The sequence below is a fragment of the Streptomyces sp. NPDC051662 genome (assembly GCF_040681655.1).
Classification (GTDB): Bacteria; Actinomycetota; Actinomycetes; order Streptomycetales; family Streptomycetaceae; genus Streptomyces.
In genome coordinates, this window is sequence record NZ_JBFAZD010000006.1 from 197,643 (window position 1) to 224,008 (window position 26,366).

Consider the following 26,366-nt stretch of genomic DNA (forward strand, 5'->3'; position numbering starts at 1 on the left):
GACAGCCTCGGCGGTGGCATGGTCCCCCCTGGGTGGTCCTGGATTTCCCGTTCATCCCGCTACTCCACTCTGTATGACGATCGACGGCGCCGATCAGTTCGCGGATATGTCCGGTGGTGTCCAGGCCGCCAGCAGCAGTGACTCGGTCGCCGCCGACGCGTAGACCGCCGCGGCCAGCCAGGCCAGGGCGAAGCCCCCGGGATCGGCGGGCAGCAGCCGGCCCAGGACGTCATGGCGCCGGTCCGCCGCCGCGTCCGTCAGCGCCTCGACCCGCCGCGCGCCGGTGGTGAGGCCCACCGCCCGCAGCCGGCGGGGCAGTTCGTCGTCCGCCGACATGGCCGACACCGCGCGACCGCCCGCGACCGCGCGGTCCACGGTCCTGCGCAGCAGGTCCAGCTCGACGGGGAGCGCGGGTGGCTCCCCTGCCTCCGCGCGCTCCGTGTGTTCCGGCGGTACCGCCGGGATGTGCGAGCGGTTGAGCAGGCGCAGCCCCAGATCCGCGCGGACCGGCTGACCGTCGTGGCCGATCCAGGACGCGGCGAGCACATGCACCCGGTCGGGCCGGTCGGGCACGACCCGGGCGATCAACCGCAGCGCGAGTCCGCGGCGGCTCGCGAGCAGCGCGAGGTTCTCGGCGTAGGGGAGTTCCGTCCGCTCGTCGGGCGCCGCGAGCCGTAGTGTGGGCCCCCCGGCCACGGCGAAGCCCGCGCCCGTGACGACACCGTCGAGAAAGAGCAGATCGCCCCCTGCCGAACGGGCGTCGGCCGGCTCGGACAACCAGCTGAGCGCCGAACCCAGTTGTCCGGCGGGTGGCCGCTCCCAGAGGGCGGCGAGCGGCGCTTCCCGCCAGCCTGCGCCGACGGCCCGTACGGAACGTACCGCCGCGCCGCCGCCGATCCGGCCGTCGGGCGAGACGGTGGGCGCGGTGAGGATCACCCCGCCGCCGTCGCCCAGCTCCCGCAGCCCGAGCGCGCAGCCGCCGGGGACCGGCGTGCCCGACGCCTGGAGGGCGCGCTCCGGTCCGCCGGGAGCGACATCCGAGAGCGTACGGAGCGTGCCGTCGGGCGCGAGCGCGTAGACCGTGGCGCCCGCGTATCCGGACGCGGTCACCACGGGCTCGGTGAACAGCCCGTACAACCGCAGCGGCCCTTCCGGCCGGTAGTCGCGGCGGGCCGGGGAGAGGGCGGCGGCGGGGCGGCGCACCAGATCAAGCAGCTCCGCCAGCTCGCCCGACAGCCCCGCCAGCCGGAACGCCGGGTCGTCGGAACGGGCCTCGCCGAGCAGCCGCGCGATCCGCACCGCCGTGCCCGCGGGCCGGTACAGCCCGGCCAGCCGCGCGGAGTGGGCGGCATGGAGCAATTCGGCGCGGTGGACCGCGCCTGAGCCGGAGACGCCCGAGACCAGGACGGCGGTCACGGCGTCCCGAAGCGCGTCGAGGGCCATGGACTGGACCGGGGTGAGCGCGGGCTCGTCGGCGACCGCGGACGCCGGTGCCCCGGCCCCGGCTTCGCCCTGTCCCCCCTCCGGCTTCCCTTGCCCCTCTTGTCCGTTGGTCCGGTCAGTCCCCTTCTTCTCCTCCTCTTCATCGTCACCCTCCTCACGTACCGCGAGAGGGGCGACGGACAGGACCGCCGCGCGATGCAGACAGGCCGGGGCCAGGAGACAACTGCACACCGCGTCGTCCGGGTCGGTCACGATCCCGGCCGTCACCCTCAGTGTCACGGCCGTGTCCTCGGCGACCCGCACCAGGACGCCGTCGTGCGCCGCCTCCACCGGCCAGCCGGCGGCCTTCGCCACCGCCCCGTCCACGCGTTTGCGCAGCCGCGCGGGCAGCAGATCGAGCGCCCCGGCCGCCACTTCGGCGGTCACCGGCGGCAGTACCGCCGCGGAATCCGTCATCGGTGCGCACCTCCTACGCGTTCGCCGACCCACCGGGCCAGCTCCAGAGGGCTGAGCGCCGCCACCGGCATACCCGCCCCCACCAACTGGCCCGCCACCCCGGCCGAATACCGGGGCCGTCCCTTGTCGTCCAGCGAGGCACAGCCCAGGACCTGACAGCCCGCGTCGACCAGCGCCCGTACCTCCGAGAGCAGCGGGGAGACCGGGCCGCCCTCCTCGAAGTCGCTGATCAGCACAACCAGCGTGCGGGACGGCACCGTTACCAGCTCGCGGGCGTGGCGCAGCCCGCGCGCGATGTTCGTACCGCCACCGACCCGGACCTCAAGGAGCAGGCTCAGCGGGTCGTCGACCTGGTCGGTGAGGTCGAGTACCTCGGTGGAGAACGCGACGAAGTGCGTGCTCACCGCGGGGACACCGGCCAGTACGGAGGCGGTGAGCGCGGCCCAGACCGTCGAGGCCTCCATCGAACCCGAGACATCCACGACCAGCACCAGCCGCCAGTCGGCCGCCTTACGGGCACGGGTACGGAAGACGGGCTGCTCCGGAAGGACCGTCACCGCGCCGGTGTCCGGATCGCGGCGGGCGGTCGCCAGATTCGCGCGCAGCGTACGGGCGAGATCCAGCGGCCCGCCGGGACGGCGGGTCGGGCGCGGATGGGAGAGCCCGGTCAGGGCGGGGCGCAGCCGGTTGGCCAGCGCCTCGGTCAACTCCGCCACCAGCCGGGCCACCAGGGGCCGCAGCCGGGCGAGCTGGTGCTCGGGGAGTCCACCGGCGTACGAGAGGACGGTACGCAGCAGCTCCACCGATGGCCGGGCAGAGGCCGGGTCCAGCTCCAGGGCGGCGTCCAGCCGTCCCGTATCGGCGGCAGCGGCGAGCACCTCTTCCCGTACGCCGGGCCCGAACAGCGCGGACAACTCCTCGGACCAGGAGCGGACATCGGGATACGAAGCCCCGTCCCCGCCCCGGGAGCCGCCCGCGTCACGCTCCTCCCCGCGCGCGCCCTCGCCCCGTCCGTATCCGTACAACTCGTCGAGCGCGCCGGCGATCCGGGCGGCTCCACCGGTGAGCTCCCGCCCCCGCCCGAGCAGCAGTCGCCATCGCTCACCGGGGGTGAGCGCGATGGCCCCGGCCGGGTCGTCGCCCCCATCGAGGGAACCATGGCCCGGCACACCGGAGCCGACGGAGTCACTCGGGTCACCGGAGGTATCGGGGGCACCAGGCGTACCGGCGACATCGAGTTCACCGGGAGGCGCTTGTGCCGCACTCGCCCCGCCCCGCACGCCCGGTTCGGCGTCCGTATACAACCCCCGTGCCGCCAGGGCCTCTCGGCCCGCCAGATCGGCCGCCGCCAGGAGCGCCGAAGCCGCCGGATCCGACAGCGTCCCGGGGAGGGTGCCCGCGGCGAGGCCCGTGCGGTCCTCCACCACGGCGAGCAGCCGGGAGCGGGCCGCAGGGGCGAGCGTGTCGAAACCCGCGCGCAGGGAGGGGAGCCGGTCCAGGAAGCCGCGGTCGGGCAGGGCCTCGATCCGTTCCAGCAGCGGATCGAGCGCGCGGCCTGTCTCCAGCAGCGGGCCCGCCGCGAGCAGCGTCCCGCGCAGGAATCCCGCCAGATCGGCCCGGAGCCCGGGGGTCGTCGCGCTGTCCACGCGGGACGCCAGACGCGTGCCGAACTCCGCCGCCTCCCGGTGTCCAAGCAGCACCCGGGCCGCCCCCGCCGCGCCCCGGATCAGCGGGGTCGCCTCGGCGTCGAGGCGCTTCAGCGAGGCGTCGAGCCGGAAACCGCCGCCCAGGTCCTGTCCGGAGGTTCGTCGCGCGCCCACGGCCGTCGGCACGGCACCCAGCCGCGCCGTCGGCGTCGGAGTCGTGGTCAGCGTCGGAGCCGGAGTCGTCGTAGTCGGAGTCGGAGCCAGGGTCGGAGCCGGAGCCGGAGCCAGGGTCGGAGCCGGAGCCGGAGCCAGGGTCGTAGCCGGATCCGGAGTCGTCGGAGCCGGCCCAGTACCTCCAGTACGGGAGCGATCGGCCGACCCGCCGACGGACGGCGCCGCTCTCGATACCCGCCCGGGCTCCCCGGCCGCCCGGTCGGCCAGTGAGACCAGGGCGCGCGCGTCGGCGGGCTCGGTGGACCCGGCGAGCCCGTCCAGCGCCCGGACCCCGGCCGCGGCCAGCTCCTCGTATGCCGCGTCGAGCGCGTCCCGCTCCCACCCGGAGGGCAGCCCCGGCAGATGCCCCGCCCCGATCCGGTCCAACAGGGCGAGACCGGCGAGCAGTTCCGGCAGGGTGCCGGACGCGGGCAGCAGCCCGGCGGCCTCGGCGAGCCGCTCCGCGGCGAGTGCGGGCAGTCCGCACCGCGCCGCGTCCTCCAGGCCGGACAGCACCTCGGCCGCGGTCGGCCCGCCGCGCTCACGCTCCGTCGCGCGCCGTCGGCGCAGCATCCCGGCCGCCGCCTGTTCGAGCGTCACTCCGTGAACTCCCGCCACGTCCAGCATCGCGGCGGTCGACGGGGACCAGGCCACGGCCCAGCGCGTGGTCAGCGGGGCGGCGTCGCCCACGCCCGCCACCTCGCCCTCCTCCCCGTACGGGACACGGCAGACGGCGAGTCGGCGCAGACACAGCTCACGGCGCCGGTCCAGATCGCCGCGGTGCGCGTCGAGCCGCAGCTCCCGGCGGCCGGGCGCGGCAGGTGTGGGCAGCGACAGGCCGTCGAGCAGCGCCTCCACGGCCGGCCCCAGGCCGGAACGCGGCGTGCCCGGCGCGAGTCGGCCCTGCCGTGTCCCCACCAGCACCCGTTCCATGGCGGAGGCCACCACCCGGCCCCGCCCGAGCAACCGCCCCTGTGTGAGCACGGTCTGTGCCGCCTCGGCCAGCTCACCTCGGCCGGCGGCGGGCAGCCCGCGCAGCGCCGCCAGGTCGCGTGCGACCCGGACCACCTCGCGGGCGTCGGCCGGCCCGCTCGGATGCCCGGAGTCCCGAACGGCCGCGCAGATCCGTACCGCCGTCGCTGTCAGCAGATCGTCCAGCAGCGCGGGATCACCCGCCGCGAGATGCACCCCGCGCTGCCACTCCGGGTCGCGGATCCCGGCCGGATAGCCGGACCGCTCGTCCAGCAGCGCGTACGAGTACGGCACGAGCGAGGTGACGACGGCCTCGGCGGCCCGCACGTTCCCCGGCCCCGCCGACACGTCCCCGGGGCCGGGTCCCGCGGTGCCCGGCAGCAGCGAGGGCGCGTGGAAGGCGCCGATCACGGCCGCAGCCCGGCGGTCCCCGCGCTCGGCCAGCCGGCGCCGCATATTCGCCTCGCGGCGCAGATCGTACGGATCGACCGTGCTCGCGTCCGCCCGTAGGGCCCAGCCGACCAGCAGCGCGGCGCGCCGCAGCGCCTCGGGGCCGGAACCGGGCGCCTCCGCCTCGACCAGCCGGTCCCACAGATCGTCCCCGGGCCGCCCCCCGGCCCGTGCCCGCAGCGCGGCGGCCAACGCCCCACCGGTCCAGGCCGGTCCACCGGACTCACCGGATCCGTTCGGTCCGTTGGACTCACCGGACCCGTCCGGCTCGGCGTCCGCGCCCGGGCCGGACGCGCGGGCGGCCAGCGGCAGATCGAACGGAACGACGTCCACCCCCGCCTCCCGCGCCCAGCGGATCGCCGCCAGCTCCGGCGAGAACTCCGCGAACGGCAGGAACACCAGCCCGCCGCCCGCCGCCCCGTCCCGGCCGCCCGCCAGGGCGACCGGGGGGACCGTCGCCGGATCGGCGAGATACGGCAGCCAGGGCGCGAACTCCTCGGGCAGCTCGACGAACAGCACCTCCGGCGCCGCCCGGTCGAGCATCGCCGGGACGGCCGCGGCCAGCGCGGGGGAGTGGTGGCGTACCCCGATCAGATACGGCTCCCGGCACCCGGCGAGCCCGGCCAGCGCCTCGGAAGGCCCCTCGCCGCCGCGGCCCGCCGACGCGCCACCCGCCCCGGCCCCGTCCGCCGCCGTCCCGACCGCCCCGGCCCCAACCGTCCCCGCCCCGGACTCCGGCTCATCCCAGCTCATCGCGCAGCCCCCACAGCGTCCGCCACAGCGGAGCGCCCGCCTCCGCCCGGCGGCGCACCGGGCCGTCCCAGTACCCCAACAGCCGCGCGTGGTCCGCCGGATCGTCCTTGCGTACCGTCCCGAGCAGATGGCCGGGCAGCGTACGCAGGACATCCCGCCCGTCGCCGAGATACGCCGCGCCGAGCCCCATCGACGTGGCCACCTGCACCGCCTCGGCCGTCGACATGACCGTCGAGGGGCGTTCGATCTCCCAGCCCTCCGCGCTCCGTCCCGTCCGCAGATCCCGGAACGCGGTGACCAGCGCCTCCAGCACCGTGTCATCCACGGCGAACGCCGCCCCGCCGCGCGCCAGCGCCGCCGTCGCCTGACCGCGCACCAGCTCGGTCTCCGCGTCGAGATCGCCGATCGGGCCGACCGTCTCGAAGTTGAACCGGCGTTTCAGGGCGGCGGACATCTCGGAGACGCCCTTGTCACGGAGGTTGGCGGTGGCGATCAGCGTGAAGCCGGGCACGGCGTGCACCGTGCTGTCCCCGCCCTCGCCGCCCGCCAGTTCGGGCACGGACATCCGGCGCTCCGAGAGGATCGAGACCAGCGCGTCCTGCACCTCGGGCAGACAGCGCGTGACCTCCTCGACCCGGGCCACCGCGCCGCGCGTCATGGCCGTGAGGACGGGCGAGGGCACCAGGGCCTCCCGGCTCGGCCCCTTGGCCAGCAGCAGCGCGTAGTTCCAGCCGTAGCGGAGCTGGTCCTCCGTGGTGCCCGCGGTGCCCTGCACCGTGAGCGTGCTGCTGCCGCACACCGCGGCGGACAGCAGCTCGGAGAGCATCGACTTGGCGGTGCCCGGCTCACCGACGAGCAGCAGTCCGCGCTCGCCCGCCAGCGTCACCACACACCGCTCCACCAGCGCCCGGTCGCCCACGAACTTCCGTGACACGACCAGCTGTCCGCCGTCGGCCGACCGCAGCGCCTCGCCGTCGGAACCACAGACGAACAGCACCACCGCACGCGGCGTCAGCCGCCATCGCGGCGGGCGCGGCCCGTCGTCGTACGACGCGAGGAACGCCAGCTCCGCCGCGTACCTGTCCTCCGGCAGCTCCAGCTGCCGCCCCGGCTCGTGCTCCGCCGCCGTCATCTCTGTCACCGTCATCGTCTGCCTCCCCGGCCGCTCCGGCCCTGGAACTCCTCGAACCCCGGCACGTCACCCTCGACGACCCGCCGCCACGCGGCCCTGTACAGCTCCGGCACCGGCCGGTCGGGCACCACATAGGCATACAGGTCCCACGGCAGCAGCGCCGTCTTCCAGCTCTCCGCCGGCAACCGCGGCGTGTGCTGCTCCAGCCAGCCGCCCGGCAGGAACAGCGAGCGGCCCGCCCGCGCGCGCTTGGCCTCCACCACCAGGTCCGTGGCGGCCAGTTCGGCCCTCGCCTTCTTCAGCCGGGCCGGCTTCCACCCCGTCCACTCGGTCTGGTGACGGTCGGTCGGATCGGGCAGCGCGAGCAACATCAGATAGAGCACGGCGGCGTCCTCGGAGAGCCCGAACCGCTCCGCCGCCTCGCCCACCAGCTCCGGCGCGCCGAGCCGCGGGTCCTGCGGCCGCCCCGGCGGGCCGTCCGCCGTGACCAGCTCCATGAACTCCGCGCTGAGCAGCGTCCGCAACGCACTCAACTGCGGTGCCGGGCCCGCCGTCGCCGCCAGCAGCGTCAGATCCGGATGGTCGGGACCGCCCTCGACCCGGCCCCGGCCGTCGGTCCCTTCCAGGGGCAGTACGGCCGAGGGCCGCACCCAGACGCTCTCCCAGCGGTTTCCGTACCGCGAGGGCGTGAGCACCAGCGCCGGTGAGAGCTCGAATATCTCCTTGTCGCCCGCGCCACGCTCCGGCGCCAGGCCACGGGCCTCACGCAGCCGCCCGGACACAGGGTCATAGGCGGAGTCCCGGTCGACCCTCAGATGCAGCAGCAGACCGGGGTCCGCCAGCCGCTCCCGCAGCATGCGCGTGGTGACCGGCAGGATCTCGCGCAGCGGGTCGCCGTACGGCAGCCGGTACGCGAGCCAGCGCAGCGCCTCGACCGTGGCATAGAGCGTGGACCCGGTCAGCAGCAGCGCCGGTTCCGCCGGCTCCAGCTCGCCGTCGACCATCCGCTGTTCGGTGCGGCCGGTCAGCTCCTTCCGCCACTCCGGGTTGAGCGCGTCATGCGCCGAGGTGCCGCCGCCCAGCTCGGCAACCAACTGCCTGACCAGCGAGGGCGGTACGGGCCGTCGCCTGCCGAACGCCGTGATCCACGCCTCCACCAGCGGTTCCAGCGCGAACCCGGTGGTCCACAGCTCCGCCACCCGCTCGGGACCGGCGGGCAGCAGCAGCCCGCTGAAGGCCCGTCGCTCCTGGACGCTCAGCGCGCCGAGCGTGGCGACCCCCACCTCCACCTCGGCGTTCTTCGCGCCCAACGGCTCCAGATACGCGGCGGGCAGTGTGCCGTGGCCCCGATGGCTGCCCGTCTCCGGGGAGCCGAGCTGGAGCAGGGCGGCCGCCGTCGAGATGATCCCGACCCGCTCGGCGAAGTCGATGGCCTGCTCGGGGCGGTACGGCAGCGGGCCCCGCTCCCGTACCAGCTCCATGAGCCGGCGCACCACCGGCGCCCGTACCGGATCGTCCGCCGCGCCCAGCACCTCGGACTCGATGAGCACACATCCGTCCCAGCCGCCGAAGGCCCCGGCCGGGTCGTACTCCACGCAGTGCCAGTAGGCGTCCTTGTCGTCGGACCGGAGTTGCCCGAGGATCACCAGCCGCCGCGCCCCCGCGTGCCGTACGTCACCGGCGAGCTTGCTGCCGTCGCTGCCGGGGATCCGCAGCTCGACGGCGCGCAGCCGCCCGCGCGGGTCGATCAGCGGCGCGTCACCGTCCGTCTCGACGCTCAGCGCCGCGTCGAGGAACTCCAGCAGCGCGGCCCGGTGTTCGTCGGAGGTGACGGGTGAGGCGGCGCGCGACGCGAGCGCCGCCATCCCGGCTCCGGCCAGCGTCACCCACCCCTGATCCGTCCGCCCGATCGGCGTGTGCCCCGGCACCGCGGCGGGTGCCAGCGCCGTCGACAGCAGCCGGAGCTGTTCGAGGACCGCCGCGCTCTTCTCCTCCATGCGCTGGTAGTAGTAATAGCGGTACGTCGACGCGGCGAAGCCCTGCGATGCCTTGCTCAGCACAGCGTCGTGGGCGTACCGGACCTTCTCCTCCGCGTTCTCGGAGACCGGCCCTCGCGCCGCGTGCTCGGCGAGTGTGGCGATACGCCCGCTGTGCCGCGCCGCCCCGTTCACCAGCCCGGCCACGCCCGCCACCAGAGCGGGGTGGGTGATGTCCGGCAGCAGCCGGCGCACCGCCGCCTCCGCTGTCGTCCCCTCGGCCACCGAGGCCAGCAGCGCCCGCGCGTCCGCGTCCGTCACCGCGCGCAGCGCGGCCGAACCCCGCTCGTCACGCGTCCGCAGCGCGTGCCAGTACGACAACGGCGCCACCAGCGGGGTGCCCGCCGCGTACGCGCCACCCGGGCCTCCGTTCTCGAAGAACGCGACCTGGATGCCGTCGGCGTCGTACAGGGAGACCGACGCGCCATAGCCACGGGTCTCGCGCGGATGGAGCGAGGCCCCGCCGGGCAGCCGCAGCGGCGGCACGGGAATGCCGTCGGTGAGATGCTCGACACGAGCGCGATCGCGGGCCGGGACCGGTACGGCGGGGCTGTGGCTGCCGTCCACCGAACAGGCGGTGAGTGTCCCCTCCTTGGGGTCGTACGTCACCCACCAGCCGAGCAGCCCGTCCTTCGTGCCGAACGGCGAGGACTCCAGACCGGGCCGCACGGGCAGCAGCCGGCAGGCCCTCTCCAGCAGGCGCCCGCCACCTCCTGCCAGGGCCGAGTCGAAGAACGCGGGCACCGACACCCGGCCCCTGCGGGCCGATTCGGGGTCGTACTCCCACCACTGGTTCTCGTGCAGCACCCATACGGAGATACCGTCCGAGGCGACCGGGCGGCGCTCCCCCGCGAACGAGGTGTCGCCCGCGTACATCGGCCGCCCGCCATAGCAGCGCCCCCCGTCGGGCAGCTCGAAGGATGGCACCTGGGCGTCCGTCCAGTGGTCGTTCAGCTCGCCCTTGGGCTTGAACACCTCGGCGGGACGGCCCGACCACACGGCCCACCGGTCGTCGCCGTATCCGTTGGCGATCAGCCACTGGCCGCCCGCGTAACGGATCGTCGGCATGTCCCAGGACCGGGTCGAGGTCGTCGGGGGAGTCAGCAGTCGCTGATCGAGCACGGCCGTCGGCCCGACCGCCGCGACCTGCGTGCCGACCCGGACGACCAGGGCGGGCCAGGAGTCCCGCATCTGGTACCACGAGTCGGCGCGGTATCCGTAACGCTGTCCCGACGCCTCCGGGTCGACCTTGCCGAGCCCCGGCAGCGCCTCCTCCAGCGCCGGCCAGCCCAGCTCGTCGAGAATCCCCGCCCGCAAGGTCCTGGCCAGGGCGGGAGCGGGCGAGACCGCCGTGATGCGCCCTACCGCCTCCGGAGCCGTCGCCAGCACGGACGGCGAGGAGAAGCGGCTGAGCCGCCCCAACAGCTTGTCCAGGCCGGGCAGTCCAAAGGGCCGCGACAGATCGTCCGCGCGGTCGGTGAGCCAGCCTACGAGCACGGTGCGCAGCGCGGGATGGTCCGCGATCGCGTCGAGCAGCTTCGTGGCGTCACCGCTGTCGGCCACCTCCTCCACACCCGCGCGCAGCAGCCGCGTGAACCGGGGATCGAGGGTCAGCGCGACCAGATCCCTGCGCCCCGCGCGTTCGTCCCTCAGCCAGTCGTCCAGATCGAGGTGCGACGCGGCTTCCGGGGGGTCGGCCACCGGCACACCCCAGGCCAGACAGGCGTCGAGGAGATCCAGATCCGCCGTCACGCGCCGGCCGTACCCACGGAGCAGCCGTACCGGCGCGCCGTCGGCCACCAGCCGCTCCGCCAGCCTTTCCACCAGGGCCAGTTCGGCTTCGAGGCGAAGGCTGGTCCGCCAGCCGCGCTGCCGGTGCCCGGCCCAGGACGACAGCCACTCGGCGGCCGGAACCGACCCGTCCACCAGCAGCTCGACCGCCCCGCACCGGTCGAGCAGCGCCAGCCAGGACGCGTCGAACTCCTCGGGCCTCTCACCGCCCGTGGCGGGCAGCAGCGTCAGCAGCCGCTCCCGCACGGAGCGGTCCTCGGCCGCGATGGCGGCGAGGGAGGGCAACGCGGCCTTCCAGAAGCTCCCCGCCGCGCGGTTCATCGGGCCGGTGTGGATGATCTCGGCGAGCAGCGACCGCTCCTCCGCGTCCGCGTCCAGCCCCGCGCCCTTCGCGAGGCGGCGCAGATCCTCCAGCATGCCCGCGTACGGGGCGAGCCCGGCCGCGCACCGCTCCAGCGACACCGCCCTGAACTGTCCGTACGCGTCGGTCGCCGACAGCCGGCCCGTCAGTGCCCTGGCGTGCTCACGCAGCGCCTTGCCGGTCAGCGCGCCCGCTCCGGCGAACTCCAGGAAGACCTCGCGCAGCCGCTCCTCGTCGACCGCCAGCGCGTGCCGCTGCTCGGCCGCCCGCGCCTTGCCGAAGAACACCGAGGCCTGCTGCCGGGATTCGACGGCCAGGAAGAGCCGCGCCACCTGTTCGTAGTAGGTGGGCAGGAAGTGCGGGACGGAGCGGTCGAGACGCTCGCCGATCTCGTCGAACCCCTCCTTGGCCAGCCCCGGCTTGGTGCCCACGAGCCGGGTGAGCCGCTCCATCTCCTTGACGACGGCCAGTGCGTGATGGCCGTTGGCCGGGTCGTTCACCAGCGCCCAGGCCGGGAAGCCCAGCGACTGCCGCTTCACCCGCCCGACCTCGGTCACCTCGGCCGCGCCGAACCCCAGATACTCCAGGGCGAGATCCTCGGCGGCCCCGATCGCCCCGGACACCAGCCGTACCACCGCGCGCCCGTCCAGCGCGGGATGGCCGTACGAACGCGCCGTCAGCACATCGCCCCCGGCACCGCCGAGCGGCAGCACCGCGCCCGCCTCCAGCATGGTGTCCCCGTCCACCTGTGACCCGCTCAGCGGTCGCATGTCGCTCACAGCGCCTTCTCCTCGTCGCTCTCGACCACACGGCCCGCGTACACCAGCGCGGCCATCCGCTCGCCCTCCGACCAGGCGACCGGCCCCACTTCGGCGAGCGGCAGCCGCCGCCCCGCCGTGTCACGCCACTCCAGCGAGCCGGTCAGCGTCTCCGCCTCGGGGTAGTCGTCCCCCAGCCAGTACGCCGCCTCCAGCTGCCGGCCGTTCTCCACCAGCGGGCATACCGCCTGACCGCCACGCACCCGATAGCCGAGCGAGACCGCGCGGGCCGTGGCGTGCCGCAGCTGCGCGAACCTCCCGTCGGCATACGCCGACCACTCCTGCGCCGTACCACCGCTCCCGGAGGCGCTCCCGAATGCGCCCCCGGAGGCATCCCCGGTGATCCCTCCGGCGCCCTCCGGTTGTCGCCACACCTCGCGGAACAACTGCTCCGCGCCCTGCTCGACCCCCAGCTCGGCCGCGAACTCCCGCAGTTCCGCCAGCTCTTCGAGCAGCACCGGATGCGGAATCAGCACCGTCTCCACCTCGGCCGCCTCCAGCCACACGGAATCCCCGTCCAGATCGACGATCCCCAGCCCCCGCGCCGGATCGGCGTTCCGCAGGAAACCGGCACGCGCCGTCTCCGCCGAGCCGTCCGCCGCCACCGGGGCCACCACGAGATCGCGCAGCGCCGACTGCCATGCCTCGTCCGGCCACACCCGCGCCAGCAGGGCCACCGGCACCGGCAGCGAGCGCACCAGCCAGGTGTCCACCTGCTCCCGGCACTCTCGCCGGTGCCGCTCCAGCCACTCCGCCAACTGCCGCAGCCGCACGACCTCCGCGTCGTCCTTGAGCTTCGGCGGCACCTGCTTCAGCGTGCGCCCCGCGGCGTTCCGGCACAGCACGCGCGTGCCGTCAAGCGCGATGGCATACCCGCCCGTTGTCTCGATCCAGCCCATGGCAGGACCCCTCCCCGACCTTCTGGTTCCGAACTGCCATCACACTAAGTGAGGGGTCTGACAACGCCCCCGCGCCGTCTGTGAGGTGGTGGAAAACCACCGTCACCACCGCGCAACCACCCGGCAATCAGGACCCGCCACGATCGGTTCATGACGGAGCCGGCACACCACCGCATGTCACCCCCACAACCCCCCACACCGGCCGCGCGGGAGTCGCGGAAGTCAGGGGAGCCACGGGACGAGGAGCCGTTCCCCTTCGACACGGCGGGGCAGCTGTTCACCCGGATCACCGAGCGACTCGGTCATCAGCTCAGCCACGTCACACGGAACGGAACGCCGAGAAACCCGAGCGGCGACACCCCCGCGTCCCCCGGTCCGGCACCCGCCCTCGTCGTCGTCGCCCACGGCAGCCGCGACCCGCGCGCCCTGCGCACCATCACGGCGCTGCTCGACCTGGTCCGCGAACTGCGCCCCGGTCTCGACGTACGGCTCGGCCATATCGAGCTCAACGAACCGCGGCTGCCCGACACCCTCGCCGCCCTCGACGCGGGCCGGGCCGTCCTCGTACCCCTTCTCCTGAGCCGTGGCGTGCACATCAAGCGCGACCTGCCCGCGTTCGCCGCCGCCGCGCCCCGCCTGCGCACCCGGATCGCCGCCCCACTCGGGCCGCATCCGCTGCTGGTCGAGGCGCTGTACGCCCGTCTCGTCGAGGCCGGCCTGCCCATAAAGGGGAGGGACCGCGGCACCGACCCCACCGGGCACGACGCCGGGGTCGTCCTGGCCGCCGCCGGATCGCGCGACCCCGAGTCGGTCGCGGACACCCGCCGTACGGCCGTGATGCTCAGCGAGCGTCTCGGCGGCGTACCGGTCGTCCCCGCCTACGCGTCCGCCGCCTCACCCACCGTCCCCGAGGCCCTGCGCGCCCTTGCCGCCCAGGGCCGCCACCGCACCGCGATCGCCTCGTACTTCACCGCTCCCGGACACTTCGCCACCCGCAGCGCCGCCGCCGGATCCGGGCTCGTCACCGCGCCCCGGCTCGTCCCCGCGCCCCGGCTCGTCACCGCCCCGCTCGGCGCACACCCCGCGATGGCCCGGCTGCTGCTCCATCGCTACGACGAGGCCCTGGCGACACCTCCGACGTCCACCCTGACGTCATCTCCGACGTCACCCCTGACGGCGCCGCGCCCCGAGAGTCCCGGGGAGGGCGGCGTTCACTTGTCGAGTACGGCCTTCATGACGCTCTTCGCGATCGGCGCGCCGAGCTTGCCGCCGGAGATATCCGCCCGGGAGATGTCCATGTCCGTGGGGTCGATGAAGACCGCGACGGCGACGGACGCGTCGCCCTTCTGGCCGTAGGAGACGAACCAGCCGTACGGCACCTCCTGGCTGACATCGATCCCGCGCTGCGCGGTGCCGGTCTTCCCGCCGACCGTGACGCCGTCGATCAGCGCCCTCTTCGCGCTGCCCTCCGCGGCGGTGAACTCCATCATCTCCCGCACCTTTTCCGCGGTGTCCTCGGAGACGGCCTGGCTCTTGATCGCGGGTTCGCGCTTGTCCAGGCTGGAGAGATCGGGGCCGCGCAGCTCCTCGACGATATAGGGCTGCATCAGCTTGCCGCCGTTGGCGAGAGCGGCGGTCACCATGGCCATCTGCATCGGCGTGCTGGTGAGACTGCCCTGGCCCATGCCCGTGAGCGCGGTCCCCGGCCGGTCCAGCTTCTCGGGGTAGAGGCTCTTGGTGGCCAGCATGTCGCCGAAGTCGTCGGAGTAGACATCGGCGTTGAACCCGAACTTCTCCGCCGTCTCGCGCATCTTCTCCGCGCCGACCTTGGCCGCCGCGTCGAGGAAGACGTTGTTGCAGGAGTACTGCATGGCGGTCTTCAGCGAGGCCCTGTCGCACACCTCGTCGCCCGCCTCACTGCTGATCTTGTTGCTGGAGAGCGGCAGGGGATAGGGCGAGACGGCGTCGGACGGAGCGTCGATGTCCGAGATCACCCCGTGCTCCAGAGCCGCGGCGGCCGTGAGGATCTTGAACGTGGAGCCGGGCGGATAGGTCTCCCGCAGCGCCCGGTTGGCCAGCGGCTTGCCCTTGTCGGCGTCGAGCGCCTTGAACGTGTCGCCCTCCTTGAAGGACAGTCCCGCGAAGGCGGAAGGATCGTAGGAGGGCGTGGAGACGAGCGAGAGGACCTTGCCGGTCCGCGGATCGAGGGCGACCACCGCACCCCGGGCGCCGAGATCGGTCAGCCCCTTGTAGGCGGCCTTCTGCGCCTTCGGATCGATGGTGGTGATCACATCACCACCGCGTGGCTTCTCGTCGGTGAGGACATCCAGGGCGCGCCCGAAGGCGAACCGGTCGTCCTGTCCGCTCAGCACCTTGTCGTACGTCTTCTCCAGCAGGGACATGCCCTGGGCCTGCGAGGCGTAGCCGGTGACCGGTGCGTACATCGGCCCCTCGGAGAAGGTACGCCGGTAGGCGAACTCCGCGTCCTTGACCTCCCGCGAGCCGGTGACCGGCCGGCCGCCCACGATGATGTCCCCGCGTGGCTGCGAGAACTGGGCGATCTTGACCCGGCGGTTGTTCTCGTGGTTGGCGAGGCTGTCGCTCTGGACGAACTGAAGCCAGTTGGCCCGCACCAGCAGGCCGAGCACGAGCACCCCGCAGAAGATGGCGATACGCCTCAGCGGCTTGTTCATCGAGCTCTCCTCTCCCACGCACCCGCGCGGTCACCTCCACGCACTCGTACGTGGTCACACATTCGATCTTCCTGGTAAAGATGCGACGTGCCGGCCTGCGGTTCCGGCGAGCCGGTACAACCCGTCCGGTGCCCGCGCCCGGAGTCCGCGCGGGGCACCCGCGCCGGTTACCTTCGGTGCATGGCAGGCACCACCGATACCACCACACCGCACTCTCCGGAACCGGCGCGCCGGTATGACGACGCGGCCACCGAACGCTGGGCGCCCGAACCCGACAAACGTCCGGGCCGCACCGCGTTCCAGCGCGACCGCGCGCGGGTCCTGCACTCCTCCGCGCTGCGCAGGCTCGCGGGCAAGACCCAGGTGGTGACCCCCGGATCCCGCAGCCAGGAGTGGGACGCCAGCCCCCGTACCCGGCTGACCCACTCCCTGGAGTGCGCCCAGGTCGGCCGCGAGCTCGGCGCGGCGCTCGGCTGTGACCCGGATCTCGTCGAGGCCGCGTGTCTCTCCCACGACATGGGCCACCCGCCCTTCGGCCACAACGGCGAGCAGGCGCTCAACGACTTCGCCGCCGACTGCGGCGGCTTCGAGGGCAACGCCCAGTCGCTGAGGCTGCTGACCCGTATCGAGCCGAAACGATTCGTCCGCTCGGAGGCGGTGGCCGCCACGCCCTCCGCCTCCGCCACGCCCTCCGCCACGCCCTCCGCCTCCGCCTCCGTCCCGGCGGCCGATCACGCCGAGGCCGGCGGCCTGGTCAGCGTCGGCCTCAACCTCACCCGGGCCGCACTGGACGCGGCCACCAAATACCCCTGGCCGCGCGGCGCGCATCCCACCGAGCCCGGTTCGGCGAAATTCGGTGTCTACGAGGACGATCTGCCGGTCTTCACCTGGGTGCGCAAGGGCGCGCCGGCGGACCGTATCTGCTTCGAGGCACAGGTCATGGACTGGTCGGACGATGTGGCCTACTGCGTCCATGACTTCGAGGACGGGCTGCACGCGGGCCATGTCGACCCCGCCGCGCTCACCTCCGCGTCCGAGCGGAGCACGATCTGGGCGGTGGCCATCGGCCGCTACGTACCCGCGGACACGGACCCGCGGGAGCTGGACGCCGCGCTCGACCGGCTGATGGCACAGGAGTGGTGGCCGCACGCGTACGACGGATCCGCCGTCGCGCAGTCCCGGCTCAAGGACGCCACCAGCCAGCTCATCGGCCGCTTCTGCGAAGCCGCCGAGGGCGCCACCCGCCGGGCGTACGGTACGGGCCCGCTCACCCGGTACGCCGCCGAGCTGGTCGTCCCGCGCGAGGCCCGGCACGAGTGCGCGGTCCTCAAGGCCGTCGCCGACCGCTATGTCATGCAGCGCGCCGAACAGGAGGTCCTCCGCGCCGACCAGCGGATCGTGCTGGCCGAACTGGCGGGCGCGCTCACGGCCCGCGCCCCCGAGGGGCTCGATCCACAGTTCCGCGCGCTGTTCGACACCGCACGCGACGACCGGGCGCGCAAACGCGTGATCGTCGACCAGATCGCGTCACTCACCGACGCGGCGGCCCGCTCCCTGCACACGGAACTCACCGGCCGCGGCTCATCGCCGCTCTGACACCGCTCTGACACCGCCCCGAGAACGCTCATCGCCGCCCCGGCCGCCCACCACCGCCGCTCTCACACCGTTGAGCGACCACCGCGCACACGTGCGGCCCACGCGGACCCGCGGATGGTCCAATGAGTGGTGCTCCGATGAAGGTGGTGCGATGAAGGGGTGACATGCGCCCCTCATGCCTCACGGCTCCTGATCATCGGTTGCAGGAGAGTAGCCGGATCACAGCAGTGAGACATGCCCGTGGAGCGCTCCCTCTTTCGCCATCACGCTCCGTGCGGGACGCTCGCAGATGGCGGCAGCGCGAAGAGGAGGCATCAAGTGGTCGACGCACATCGGACATTTGTCATCGTCGGCGGTGGACTCGCCGGGGCCAAGGCGGCGGAAACCCTGCGTGCGGAAGGGTTTACCGGCCGGGTGATCCTCATCGGTGACGAGCGCGACCATCCCTATGAACGCCCGCCGCTGTCGAAGGGGTATCTGACCGGTTCCGAGGAGCGGGACAGCGTCTTCGTGCACGAGCCAGCCTGGTACGCCCAGGCCCAGGTGGAGCTGCATCTCGGCCAGACCGTGACCTCCATCGACCGGGACACCCGGTGCGTACATCTCGGCGACGGCGCCTCCGTACGGTACGACAAGCTGCTGCTGGCCACCGGCGCGGAACCGCGCCGCCTCGACATCCCCGGCACGGACCTGGCCGGTGTCCACCACCTTCGCCGTCTCGCGCACTCCGACCGGCTGCGCCACGTACTCGCCTCCCTCGGCCGCGACAACGGTCATCTGGTGATCGCGGGCGCGGGCTGGATCGGCCTGGAGGTAGCGGCGGCGGCCCGCGGCTACGGCGCCGAGGTCACCGTCATCGAGACCGAGGAGACCCCGCTCCTGCGGGTCATCGGCCCCGAGCTGGGCCAGCTCTTCGCCGATCTGCACCGGGAGCACGGCGTACGGTTCCACTTCGGTGTCCGGCTCACCGAGATCACCGGACAGGACGGCATGGTCCTCTCGGCCCGTACGGACGACGGCGAGGACTACCCCGCCCACGATGTCCTCGCCGCGATCGGCGCCGCCCCACGCACCGCCCTCGCCGAGGCCGCCGGTCTCGCTCTCGCCGACCGCGCGGAGGGCGGCGGGATCGCCGTGGACGCGGCGCTGCGCACCTCCGACCCCGATATCTACGCGGCCGGGGACGTGGCCGCCTTCCCGGTCACCGGCTGGGGCGCCACACTCGCCACCGACCGGGTGCGCGTCGAACACTGGGCCAACGCCCTCAACGGCGGCCCGGCCGCCGCCCGCGCCATGCTCGGCAAGGACGTCGTCTACGACCGGATCCCCTACTTCTTCTCCGATCAGTACGACCTCGGCCTGGAGTACTCCGGCTGGGCCCCGCCCGGCTCGTACGACCAGGTGGTCGTGCGGGGCGACGCCGGAAAGCGGGAGTTCTGCGCGTTCTGGCTGAAGGACCGCAGGGTGCTCGCCGGGATGAACGTCAACGTGTGGGACGTCACCGAGGACATCCAGCGCCTCATCCGTTCCGGTGCCCGGCAGGATCTGGACGCCCTCGCCGACCCGGCTGTCCCGCTCGGCTCGCTGCCCTCCTGACCTGGCACGGACGGCCCCGGCGGCCCCGGCCGTGCACCGGACGGTCCGTGGATGTCGGTACGTCCCCGTAGAATTCACGCGTGGCCGGCAGGATCAACGATGACGACGTGAAGGCGGTTCGGGACGCGGTCCCGATCGACGCCGTCGTGTCCGACTACCTCCAGCTGCGCAGCGCGGGCGGTGGCAACCTCAAGGGGCTCTGCCCGTTCCACGACGAGAAGTCCCCCTCCTTCCAGGTCAGTCCGAGCAAGGGTCTCTTCCACTGCTTCGGCTGCCAGGAGGGCGGGGACACCATCGCCTTCGTGATGAAGATCGACCATCTCTCCTTCTCCGAGACGGTCGAGCGGCTCGCCGCCAAGGGGGGCATCACCCTCCGGTACGAAGAAGGCGGATACAACCCGGCGAGCCAGCGCGGCGAGCGCACCCGCCTGGTCGAGGCACACAAGATCGCCGCCGAGTTCTATGTCGAGCAGCTCGCCGGCCCCGAGGCCGAGATCGGCCGGAAGTTTCTCGCCGAGCGCGGTTTCGACCAGGCCGCGGCCGAGCATTTCGGCGTCGGTTACAGCCCCGTCGGCTGGGACCATCTCACCCGCTTTCTGCGCGGCAAGGGCTTCACCGACAAGGAGCTGCTGCTCTCCGGCCTCTCCCAGGACGGCCGCCGCGGTCCCATCGACCGCTTCCGCGGCCGGCTGATGTGGCCCATCCGCGATATCTCAGGCGAAGTGGTCGGCTTCGGCGCGCGCAAGCTGCGCGAGGACGACAACGGCCCGAAGTACCTCAACACCCCCGAGACATCGATCTACAAGAAGTCCCAGGTGCTGTACGGCGTCGACCTGGCGAAGAAGGACATCGCCAAGGCCAGCCGCGCCGTGGTGGTCGAGGGATACACCGATGTGATGGCCTGTCACCTGGCCGGGGTCACCACCGCCATCGCCACCTGCGGCACGGCCTTCGGCGGCGACCACATCAAGATCCTCCGAAGGCTGCTGATGGACAACGGCAGCGCCCGGGTGATCTTCACCTTCGACGGGGACGCGGCGGGTCAGAAGGCCGCGCTGCGCGCCTTCGAGGACGATCAGAAGTTCGCCGCCGAGACCTATATCGCCATCGCCCCCGACGGGATGGACCCGTGCGAGCTACGGCTCGCCAAGGGCGACGAGGCCGTCCAGGACCTGGTCCAGCCGCGTACGCCGCTCTTCGAGTTCGCGATCCGCCAGATCGTCGGGCGGTACGACCTGGAGACCCCGGCGGGCCGGGCGGCGGCGCTCGACGAGGCGGCCCCGATCGTCGCCCGGATCAAGAACGGCTCCTCGCAGCACGAGGTCGCGGTCCAGCTCGCCGGCATCCTCGGCATCCTCGACACCCAGTTCGTGGTCAAGCGGGTGGCACAGATGGCGCGCTGGGCGCGCGACCGCGGCGGCCGGGGACCGGCGCCCGCCCCCGAGCGCCGCTCGCAGCAGTCGCAGTCGTACGCCGCCCGCCCCCCACAGGGCCCCGCGGGCCCCGCGCTCAACCTCCGCAGTCCCGCCCACCGCACCGAGCGCGAGCTGCTGAAGCTCGCCCTCCAGCGGCCCGAACTGGTCTCCCCCGCCTTCGACGCCTACGGCGAGGACGAGTTCACGGCCCCGCCGTACGCCGCCGTACGCCGCGCCATAGAGGACGCGGGCGGCGCCGAACAGGGCCTGGAGTCCGCCCCCGAGTATCTGGCGAGGGTCCGTGACGCCGCGCCGAACGACGTGGTGCGCGCCATGGTCACCGAGCTGGCGGTGGAGGTCTTCCACGGCAAGACGATCGACGAGGTCTACGCGGGCCAGCAGCTCGTCCAGGTCAGACTGCGCGCCGTCGACCGCCGCGTCCGTGACGTGACCGGCACGCTCACCCGGCTGGGCACGCGCTCCGATCCGGACCATTACGCCGCCGTTCAGAAGGAACTGTGGGTGCTTCAGCAGTACGGCCAGTCCCTGCGCAACGACGGCGCCGCCGCCCTGTAGACCGCCTCCGGGCCTCCGTGCGGTAACGGCACGGTTACGTACAGGGCGCAAAAAGTCACCGCACGCCCCTCGTGGCAGCGATATGTCGTACCCCACACTGGGATGCGGTGCCTGAGTTCACCGGAGCGCGGCCGGCCTACCGACGGTGGGCGCCTCACCCCCGCGGATCCGCTCATCGTGTACGGGACGGAAGGCGGCCCGGCCGTCCTCGTCCCGCTGCCGTACGCCCCCCGCCCCGAACCGGCAGCGATCACCTGGAGGTCGCCCCCCGTGCAGACCCAGACCCAGACCCTCACCGAGACGTTAGCCGCGCCCCCCTCAGCGCCCCCCTCAGCGCCCCCCTCAGCGCCACCCCCCGCGCCTGCGCCCCCGTCCGCGCCCGCGCCCGCCTCGTCCGACGCGCCCCCCGCCGCGTCCCCCACCGGCCACGCGCCCGCCGCCCCCGTGCCCGCCGTCCCCGCGCAGAGCCGCGTCGCGCACCACCCCGAGACGGTCGTGCGGGAGGCGGAGGCAGCATCTCCCGAGTCCGTCGAGGAGCCGCTCACCGAGCATCCTGTGGAGGTGCCCCTCGTGCCCGAGCCCACGGGCCGGCCGGGCAGCCGTGCCGACACCGGCGGACCCTCCTCCGATCTCTTCCGCCAGTATCTGCGGGAGATCGGGCGGATACCGCTGCTCACCGCCTTCGACGAAGTGGACCTCGCCCGCCGGGTCGAGGCCGGCCTCTTCGCCGAGGAGAAGCTGAGCACCACCCCCGATCTGGACTCCCAACTGGCCCTCGACCTCGACCGGCTGGTCGTGCTGGGCCGGATGGCCAAACGCCGTCTCATCGAGGCGAATCTGCGGCTGGTCGTCTCGGTGGCCAAACGCTACGTCGGCCGCGGACTGACCATGCTCGATCTCGTCCAGGAGGGAAATCTCGGCCTGATCAGGGCAGTCGAGAAGTTCGACTACGCCCGCGGCTACAAGTTCTCGACCTACGCGACCTGGTGGATCCGCCAGGCGATGTCCCGGGCGCTCGCCGACCAGGCCCGCACCATCCGCGTCCCGGTCCATGTGGTCGAGCTGATCAACCGCGTCGTACGCGTCCAGCGCAGACTGCTCCAGGAACGCGGTTACGAGCCGACCCCCGAAGAGGTGGGCGCCCAGCTGGAGCTGGCCCCCGACCGGGTCAGGGAGGTGCTCAGGCTCTCCCTGGAGCCGGTCTCCCTGCATGCCCCCGTGGGCGAGGAGGAGGATGTCGCGCTCGGCGATCTGATCGAGGACGGCGACGCCGCGTCCCCCGTCGAGTCGGCGGCCTTCCTGCTGTTGCGCCAGCATCTGGACGCGGTGCTCTCCACCCTCGGCGAGCGCGAACGCAAGGTCATCCAGCTGCGGTACGGACTGGCCGACGGCCGGCCCCGCACCCTGGAGGAGATCGGCCGGATCTTCGGCGTGACCCGCGAGCGCATACGCCAGATCGAGTCCAAGACGCTCGGCAGACTCCGTGATCACGCCTACGCCGACCAGCTCCGCGGCTACCTGGACTGAGAAAGCGGCCTCCAGGTCCCAGCCCCAAGCCCCGGCCCCGGCCCCAAGCCCCGATCCCTGATCCCCGGTCCCGAAACGGACGCCGCGCCCGTACCCACCCGAAGGCGGAAACGGACGCGGCGTCCACGACCAGCGCTCACCAGCCGCGCCGGTCAGTCCACTTCGGCGACCGCCTGCGCGAACTGGGCCGCGTACAGCCGCGCGTACGCGCCCTCCGCCGCCAGCAGCTCGTCGTGCGTGCCCTGTTCGACGATCGCGCCGTTCTCCATCACCAGGATCACGTCCGCGTCCCGGATCGTGGAGAGCCGGTGCGCGATCACAAAGCTCGTACGGCCGTGGGCCAGCCGCGCCATCGCCTTCTGGATCAGCACCTCGGTCCGGGTGTCCACCGAACTGGTCGCCTCGTCCAGCACGAGGATCACCGGATCGGACAGGAACGCCCGCGCGATGGTGATCAGCTGCTTCTCACCCGCGCTGACCCCCGACCCCTCGTCGTCGATCACGGTGTCATAGCCGTCGGGGAGCGTACGGACGAACCGGTCGGCGTGAGCCGCCCGCGCCGCCTCCTCGATCTCCTCACGACTGACCTCGCGCGACGCGCCGTACGCGATGTTCTCCGCGATCGTGCCGCCGAACAGCCAGGTGTCCTGAAGGACCATGCCTATCCCGGACCGCAGCTCCGCACGGGACATCCGGGACACGTCCGTGCCGTCCAGCGTGATCCGGCCGCTCGTCACCTCGTAGAACCGCATCAGCAGATTGACCAGCGTGGTCTTGCCGGCGCCCGTCGGCCCGACGATCGCGACGGTCTGTCCCGGGTCCACCGAGAGCGACAGATCGTCGATCAGGGGCTTGTCGGGCTCGTACCGGAACGACACATGATCCAGCGTGACCTTGCCCCGCGCTTCGCGCAGCCGCTCCACCGCGGGGGCGTCGGCCTCCTGCTCCTCCGCGTCCAGCAGCTCGAAGATCCGCTCGGCGGAGGCGACACCCGACTGCACCAGATTGGCCATCGACGCGACCTGCGTCAGCGGCATGGAGAACTGCCGCGAGTACTGGATGAACGCCTGCACATCACCGATCGACAGCGAGCCCGAGGCGACCCGCAGTCCGCCGACGACCGCGACCAGCACATAGCTCAGATTGGAGACGAAGAGCATCAGCGGCTGCATGATCCCGCTGTTGAACTGCGCCTTGAAACCCGCCTCGTAGAGCTGTTCGTTCTGCTCGCGGAAGGCCTCGGCCGACTCGTTCTGCCGCCCGAAGACCTTCACCAGGGCGTGCCCGGTGTACATCTCCTCGATATGCGCGTTCAGCGTGCCGGTGACCTTCCACTGCTGGACGAACTGCGGCTGCGACCGCTTGCCGATCCTCGCCGCCACCACCACCGACAGCGGAACCGTCACCAGCGCGACCAGCGCCAGCAGAGGCGAGATCCAGAACATCATCACCAGCACACCGATGATCGTCAGCAGCGAGTTGATCAGCTGCCCCATCGTCTGCTGCATGGTCTGGGAGATGTTGTCGATGTCGTTCGTCGCCCGGCTCAGCACCTCACCGCGCGGCTGCTGGTCGAAGTACGACAGCGGCAGCCGCGACAGCTTCGCCTGGATCTCCTCCCGCATCCGGTACACCGTGTGGTTGATGACCCGGATGGAGAGCCGGGTCGACACCAGCATCAGCAGCCCGGCGGCGACATAGATCACCAGCACGATCAGCAGGACCTCACCCACGGCGCCGAAGTCGATGCCCTGGCCCGGGGTGAAGTCCACTCCGGAGAGCAGGTCGGCCATTCCGTTGTCGCCCCTGGCCCGCAGCTCCTCGATGGTCTGTGCCTTGGTGACACCGCCGGGGGTCCCCCGGCCGATGACCCCCGCGAAGATGAGGTCCGTCGCCTTTCCGAGGATCTTCGGTCCCACGACCGACAGCGCGACACTCACCACACCGGCCACGAGCATCCACCAGAGGGTGGTCCGCTCCACGAGCAGCAGCCTCACCAGCCGCTTGCCCGACCCCTTGAAATCCATGGACCGCTGTGTCGGGCCCGCCGCCATCATGCGTCCGCCTGGACCGCTCATCAGGCAGCCTCCGCCTCGGTCAGCTGGGAGAGCACGATCTCCCGGTATGTCCCGTTTCCCGCCATCAGCTCGTGATGGCGGCCCGACCCCACGATCCGGCCCTCGTCGAGCACGACTATGCGGTCGGCGTCCCTGATGGTGGAGACCCGCTGGGCGACGATCACGACGGTCGCCTCCGCGGTCTCCCGCGCCAGCGCGCCGCGCAGCGCCGCGTCCGTGGCGTAGTCCAGCGCCGAGAACGAGTCGTCGAACAGATAGATCTCCGGCCGCTGCACCAGCGTCCGCGCGATCGCGAGCCGCTGCCGCTGCCCGCCGGAGACATTCGTACCGCCCTGCGCGATCGGCGCGTTCAACCCGCCCTCCAGGGCCGCGACGAACTCCTTCGCCTGGGCGACCTCCAGCGCGTGCCACAGCTCCACGTCGGTCGCGTCCGGATTGCCGTAGCGCAGATTCGTCGCCACCGTCCCGGAGAACAGATACGGCTTCTGCGGTACGAGACTCACGGTCTTCGCCAGCAGTACGGGATCCAGCTCGCGCACATCCTGGCCGTCGACGAGTACCTCCCCGCTGGTCGCGTCGAACAGCCGGGGAATGAGCCCGAGCAGCGTCGACTTGCCGCTGCCCGTCGACCCGATCACCGCGGTCGTCTCACCGGGCCGCGCCACCAGCGACACCTCGCGCAATACGGGCTCCTCGGCGCCGGGGAAGCGGAACTCCGCGTCCCGCACCTCCAGATGTCCGTGCCGGCGCAGCTCCCGCACCGGGTTCTCCGGCGGTACGACGCTCGAACTGGTGCCGAGCACCTCCTCGATGCGCTCGGCGCACACCTCGGCGCGCGGCACCATCATGAACATGAAGGTGGCCATCATCACCGCCATCACGATCTGCATCAGATAGGCGAGGAACGCGGTCAGCGCGCCGATCTCCATCCCGCCGCTCTCGATCCGGTGCGCGCCGAACCAGACGACAGCGATCGACGACAGGTTCACGACCGTCATCACGGTCGGGAACATCAGCGCCATCAGCCGGCCGGTCGACAGCGAGACATCGGTCAGCTCGGTGTTGGCGCCCCGGAAGCGCTCCTTCTCGTAGTCGTCCCGTACGAAGGCCCTGATCACGCGGTTGCCGGTGATCTGCTCGCGCAGCACCCGGTTCACCGTGTCCAGCCGGGTCTGCATGGTCCGGAACAGCGGCCGCATCTTCCTGATGATGAGGCTCACGGATATCCCGAGCAGCGGTACGACGGCCAGCAGCACCGACGACAGCGGGATGTCCTGGCCGAGCGCCATGATGATGCCGCCGACGCACATGATGGGCGCGGACACCATCAGCGTGAACGACATCAGGACCAGCATCTGGACCTGCTGGACGTCATTGGTGGTGCGGGTGATCAGCGAGGGGGCACCGAAGTGACCCACCTCACGGGCGGAGAAGCTCTGCACCCGCTCGAAGACGGCGGCCCGCACATCCCGGCCGAGGGCGGAGGCGGTCCGCGCGCCGTAGTACACGGCGCCGATGTTGCAGATCACCTGGACGACACTGACGGCGATCATGATGCCGCCGAACCGCAGGATGTAGCCCGAGTCCCCCTTCACGACACCGTTGTCGATGATGTCGGCGTTGAGAGTGGGCAGGTAGAGGGTGGCGCACGTCTGCAACAGCTGGAGCGCCACCAGCAGGGCTATCGGTCTCTTGTACGGGGCGAGATGGGCTCGCAGAAGTCGTAGCAGCACGCGTAGTCTTTCGGGGTCGGCTCGGCATGAAGGGTCGCGAGAACGGGGATCAGCCCCCATCTTGCGTTATCGCCCCCGCCTCGCCCCACGGGTTTATGTCCAAGGACGAGTCAAGAACGCGCACGTGCCCCGGCCACCCCGAAAGCCCTCCCGAGCGCGCTCCACTCCGCTCCGCCGGACCG

General features: G+C 72.4%; 12 protein-coding genes and 1 pseudogene. 5 read left to right on the top strand and 8 right to left on the bottom strand.

Annotated features, from left to right (window positions below; all coding sequences use genetic code 11):
- Positions 1-93 precede the first annotated feature (93 nt).
- From AB0M67_RS12850 to AB0M67_RS12870, 5 genes are read right to left on the bottom strand one after another with little or no spacing between them, the layout of a single operon-like run.
- Positions 94-1,899, bottom strand: coding sequence for a hypothetical protein (locus AB0M67_RS12850; protein WP_365745369.1), 1,806 nt, complete (start codon positions 1,897-1,899; stop codon positions 94-96).
- Positions 1,896-5,933 carry a DUF5682 family protein gene (locus AB0M67_RS12855; RefSeq protein ID WP_365745370.1) on the bottom strand — a complete coding sequence of 1,346 codons (4,038 nt, stop codon included), beginning with the start codon at positions 5,931-5,933 and terminating at the stop codon, positions 1,896-1,898. The genes AB0M67_RS12850 and AB0M67_RS12855 overlap by 4 nt, the downstream gene beginning before the upstream one ends.
- The gene (locus AB0M67_RS12860; RefSeq protein WP_365745371.1) at positions 5,920-7,080 is read right to left on the bottom strand and encodes an AAA family ATPase; all 1,161 of its coding nucleotides are present in this window, start codon (positions 7,078-7,080) and stop codon (positions 5,920-5,922) included. The genes AB0M67_RS12855 and AB0M67_RS12860 overlap by 14 nt, the downstream gene beginning before the upstream one ends.
- Positions 7,077-12,032 carry a hypothetical protein gene (locus AB0M67_RS12865; protein WP_365745372.1) on the bottom strand — a complete coding sequence of 1,652 codons (4,956 nt, stop codon included), beginning with the start codon at positions 12,030-12,032 and terminating at the stop codon, positions 7,077-7,079. The genes AB0M67_RS12860 and AB0M67_RS12865 overlap by 4 nt, the downstream gene beginning before the upstream one ends.
- Positions 12,029-12,970 carry a DUF4132 domain-containing protein gene (locus AB0M67_RS12870; RefSeq protein ID WP_365745373.1) on the bottom strand — a complete coding sequence of 314 codons (942 nt, stop codon included), beginning with the start codon at positions 12,968-12,970 and terminating at the stop codon, positions 12,029-12,031. The genes AB0M67_RS12865 and AB0M67_RS12870 overlap by 4 nt, the downstream gene beginning before the upstream one ends.
- A 273-nt stretch (positions 12,971-13,243) precedes the next feature.
- Between AB0M67_RS12870 and AB0M67_RS12875 the strand changes: the two are divergent.
- Positions 13,244-14,095: pseudogene (locus AB0M67_RS12875) on the top strand (sirohydrochlorin chelatase); the annotation flags it as partial.
- A gap of 86 nt (positions 14,096-14,181) precedes the next feature.
- On the opposite strand, the gene AB0M67_RS12880 reads toward AB0M67_RS12875, so the two are convergent.
- Positions 14,182-15,663: a penicillin-binding protein 2 gene (locus AB0M67_RS12880; RefSeq protein ID WP_365745374.1), complete on the bottom strand. Its 1,482-nt coding sequence runs from the start codon at positions 15,661-15,663 to the stop codon at positions 14,182-14,184.
- A gap of 180 nt (positions 15,664-15,843) precedes the next feature.
- On the opposite strand from AB0M67_RS12880, the gene AB0M67_RS12885 reads away from it, so the two are divergent.
- From AB0M67_RS12885 to AB0M67_RS12900, 4 genes are all read left to right on the top strand, one after another.
- The gene (locus tag AB0M67_RS12885) at positions 15,844-17,259 is read left to right on the top strand and encodes a deoxyguanosinetriphosphate triphosphohydrolase (protein WP_365745376.1); all 1,416 of its coding nucleotides are present in this window, start codon (positions 15,844-15,846) and stop codon (positions 17,257-17,259) included.
- A 318-nt stretch (positions 17,260-17,577) separates the two neighbouring features.
- Positions 17,578-18,855: an FAD-dependent oxidoreductase gene (locus AB0M67_RS12890; protein WP_365745377.1), complete on the top strand. Its 1,278-nt coding sequence runs from the start codon at positions 17,578-17,580 to the stop codon at positions 18,853-18,855.
- An 80-nt stretch (positions 18,856-18,935) separates the two neighbouring features.
- A complete protein-coding gene (dnaG, locus tag AB0M67_RS12895; RefSeq protein WP_365745378.1) occupies positions 18,936-20,846 on the top strand; it encodes a DNA primase in 1,911 nt (636 codons plus the stop codon).
- Positions 20,847-20,948: 102 nt separating this feature from the next.
- Positions 20,949-22,373 carry an RNA polymerase sigma factor gene (locus AB0M67_RS12900; RefSeq protein WP_365745379.1) on the top strand — a complete coding sequence of 475 codons (1,425 nt, stop codon included), beginning with the start codon at positions 20,949-20,951 and terminating at the stop codon, positions 22,371-22,373.
- 152 nt (positions 22,374-22,525) lie between these two features.
- Here AB0M67_RS12900 and AB0M67_RS12905 read toward each other — a convergent pair whose 3' ends face one another.
- A complete protein-coding gene (locus AB0M67_RS12905) occupies positions 22,526-24,451 on the bottom strand; it encodes an ABC transporter ATP-binding protein (protein WP_365745380.1) in 1,926 nt (641 codons plus the stop codon).
- Positions 24,451-26,184: an ABC transporter ATP-binding protein gene (locus AB0M67_RS12910; RefSeq protein WP_365745381.1), complete on the bottom strand. Its 1,734-nt coding sequence runs from the start codon at positions 26,182-26,184 to the stop codon at positions 24,451-24,453. Before AB0M67_RS12910 ends, AB0M67_RS12905 begins: the two co-directional genes overlap by 1 nt.
- Between the last annotated feature and the right edge of the window lie 182 nt (positions 26,185-26,366).

What these genes read in the sequence shown, in the direction of transcription:
- AB0M67_RS12900 (WP_365745379.1), top strand. Translation starts at nt 20,949, where the DNA reads ATGCGGTGCCTGAGTTCACCGGAGCGCGGCCGGCCTACCGACGGTGGG.
- AB0M67_RS12885 (WP_365745376.1), top strand. Translation starts at nt 15,844, where the DNA reads ATGGCAGGCACCACCGATACCACCACACCGCACTCTCCGGAACCGGCG.
- AB0M67_RS12905 (WP_365745380.1), bottom strand. Translation starts at nt 24,451, where the DNA reads ATGAGCGGTCCAGGCGGACGCATGATGGCGGCGGGCCCGACACAGCGG.
- AB0M67_RS12855 (WP_365745370.1), bottom strand. Translation starts at nt 5,933, where the DNA reads ATGAGCTGGGATGAGCCGGAGTCCGGGGCGGGGACGGTTGGGGCCGGG.
- AB0M67_RS12870 (WP_365745373.1), bottom strand. Translation starts at nt 12,970, where the DNA reads ATGGGCTGGATCGAGACAACGGGCGGGTATGCCATCGCGCTTGACGGC.
- AB0M67_RS12850 (WP_365745369.1), bottom strand. Translation starts at nt 1,899, where the DNA reads ATGACGGATTCCGCGGCGGTACTGCCGCCGGTGACCGCCGAAGTGGCG.
- AB0M67_RS12860 (WP_365745371.1), bottom strand. Translation starts at nt 7,080, where the DNA reads ATGACGGTGACAGAGATGACGGCGGCGGAGCACGAGCCGGGGCGGCAG.
- AB0M67_RS12880 (WP_365745374.1), bottom strand. Translation starts at nt 15,663, where the DNA reads ATGAACAAGCCGCTGAGGCGTATCGCCATCTTCTGCGGGGTGCTCGTG.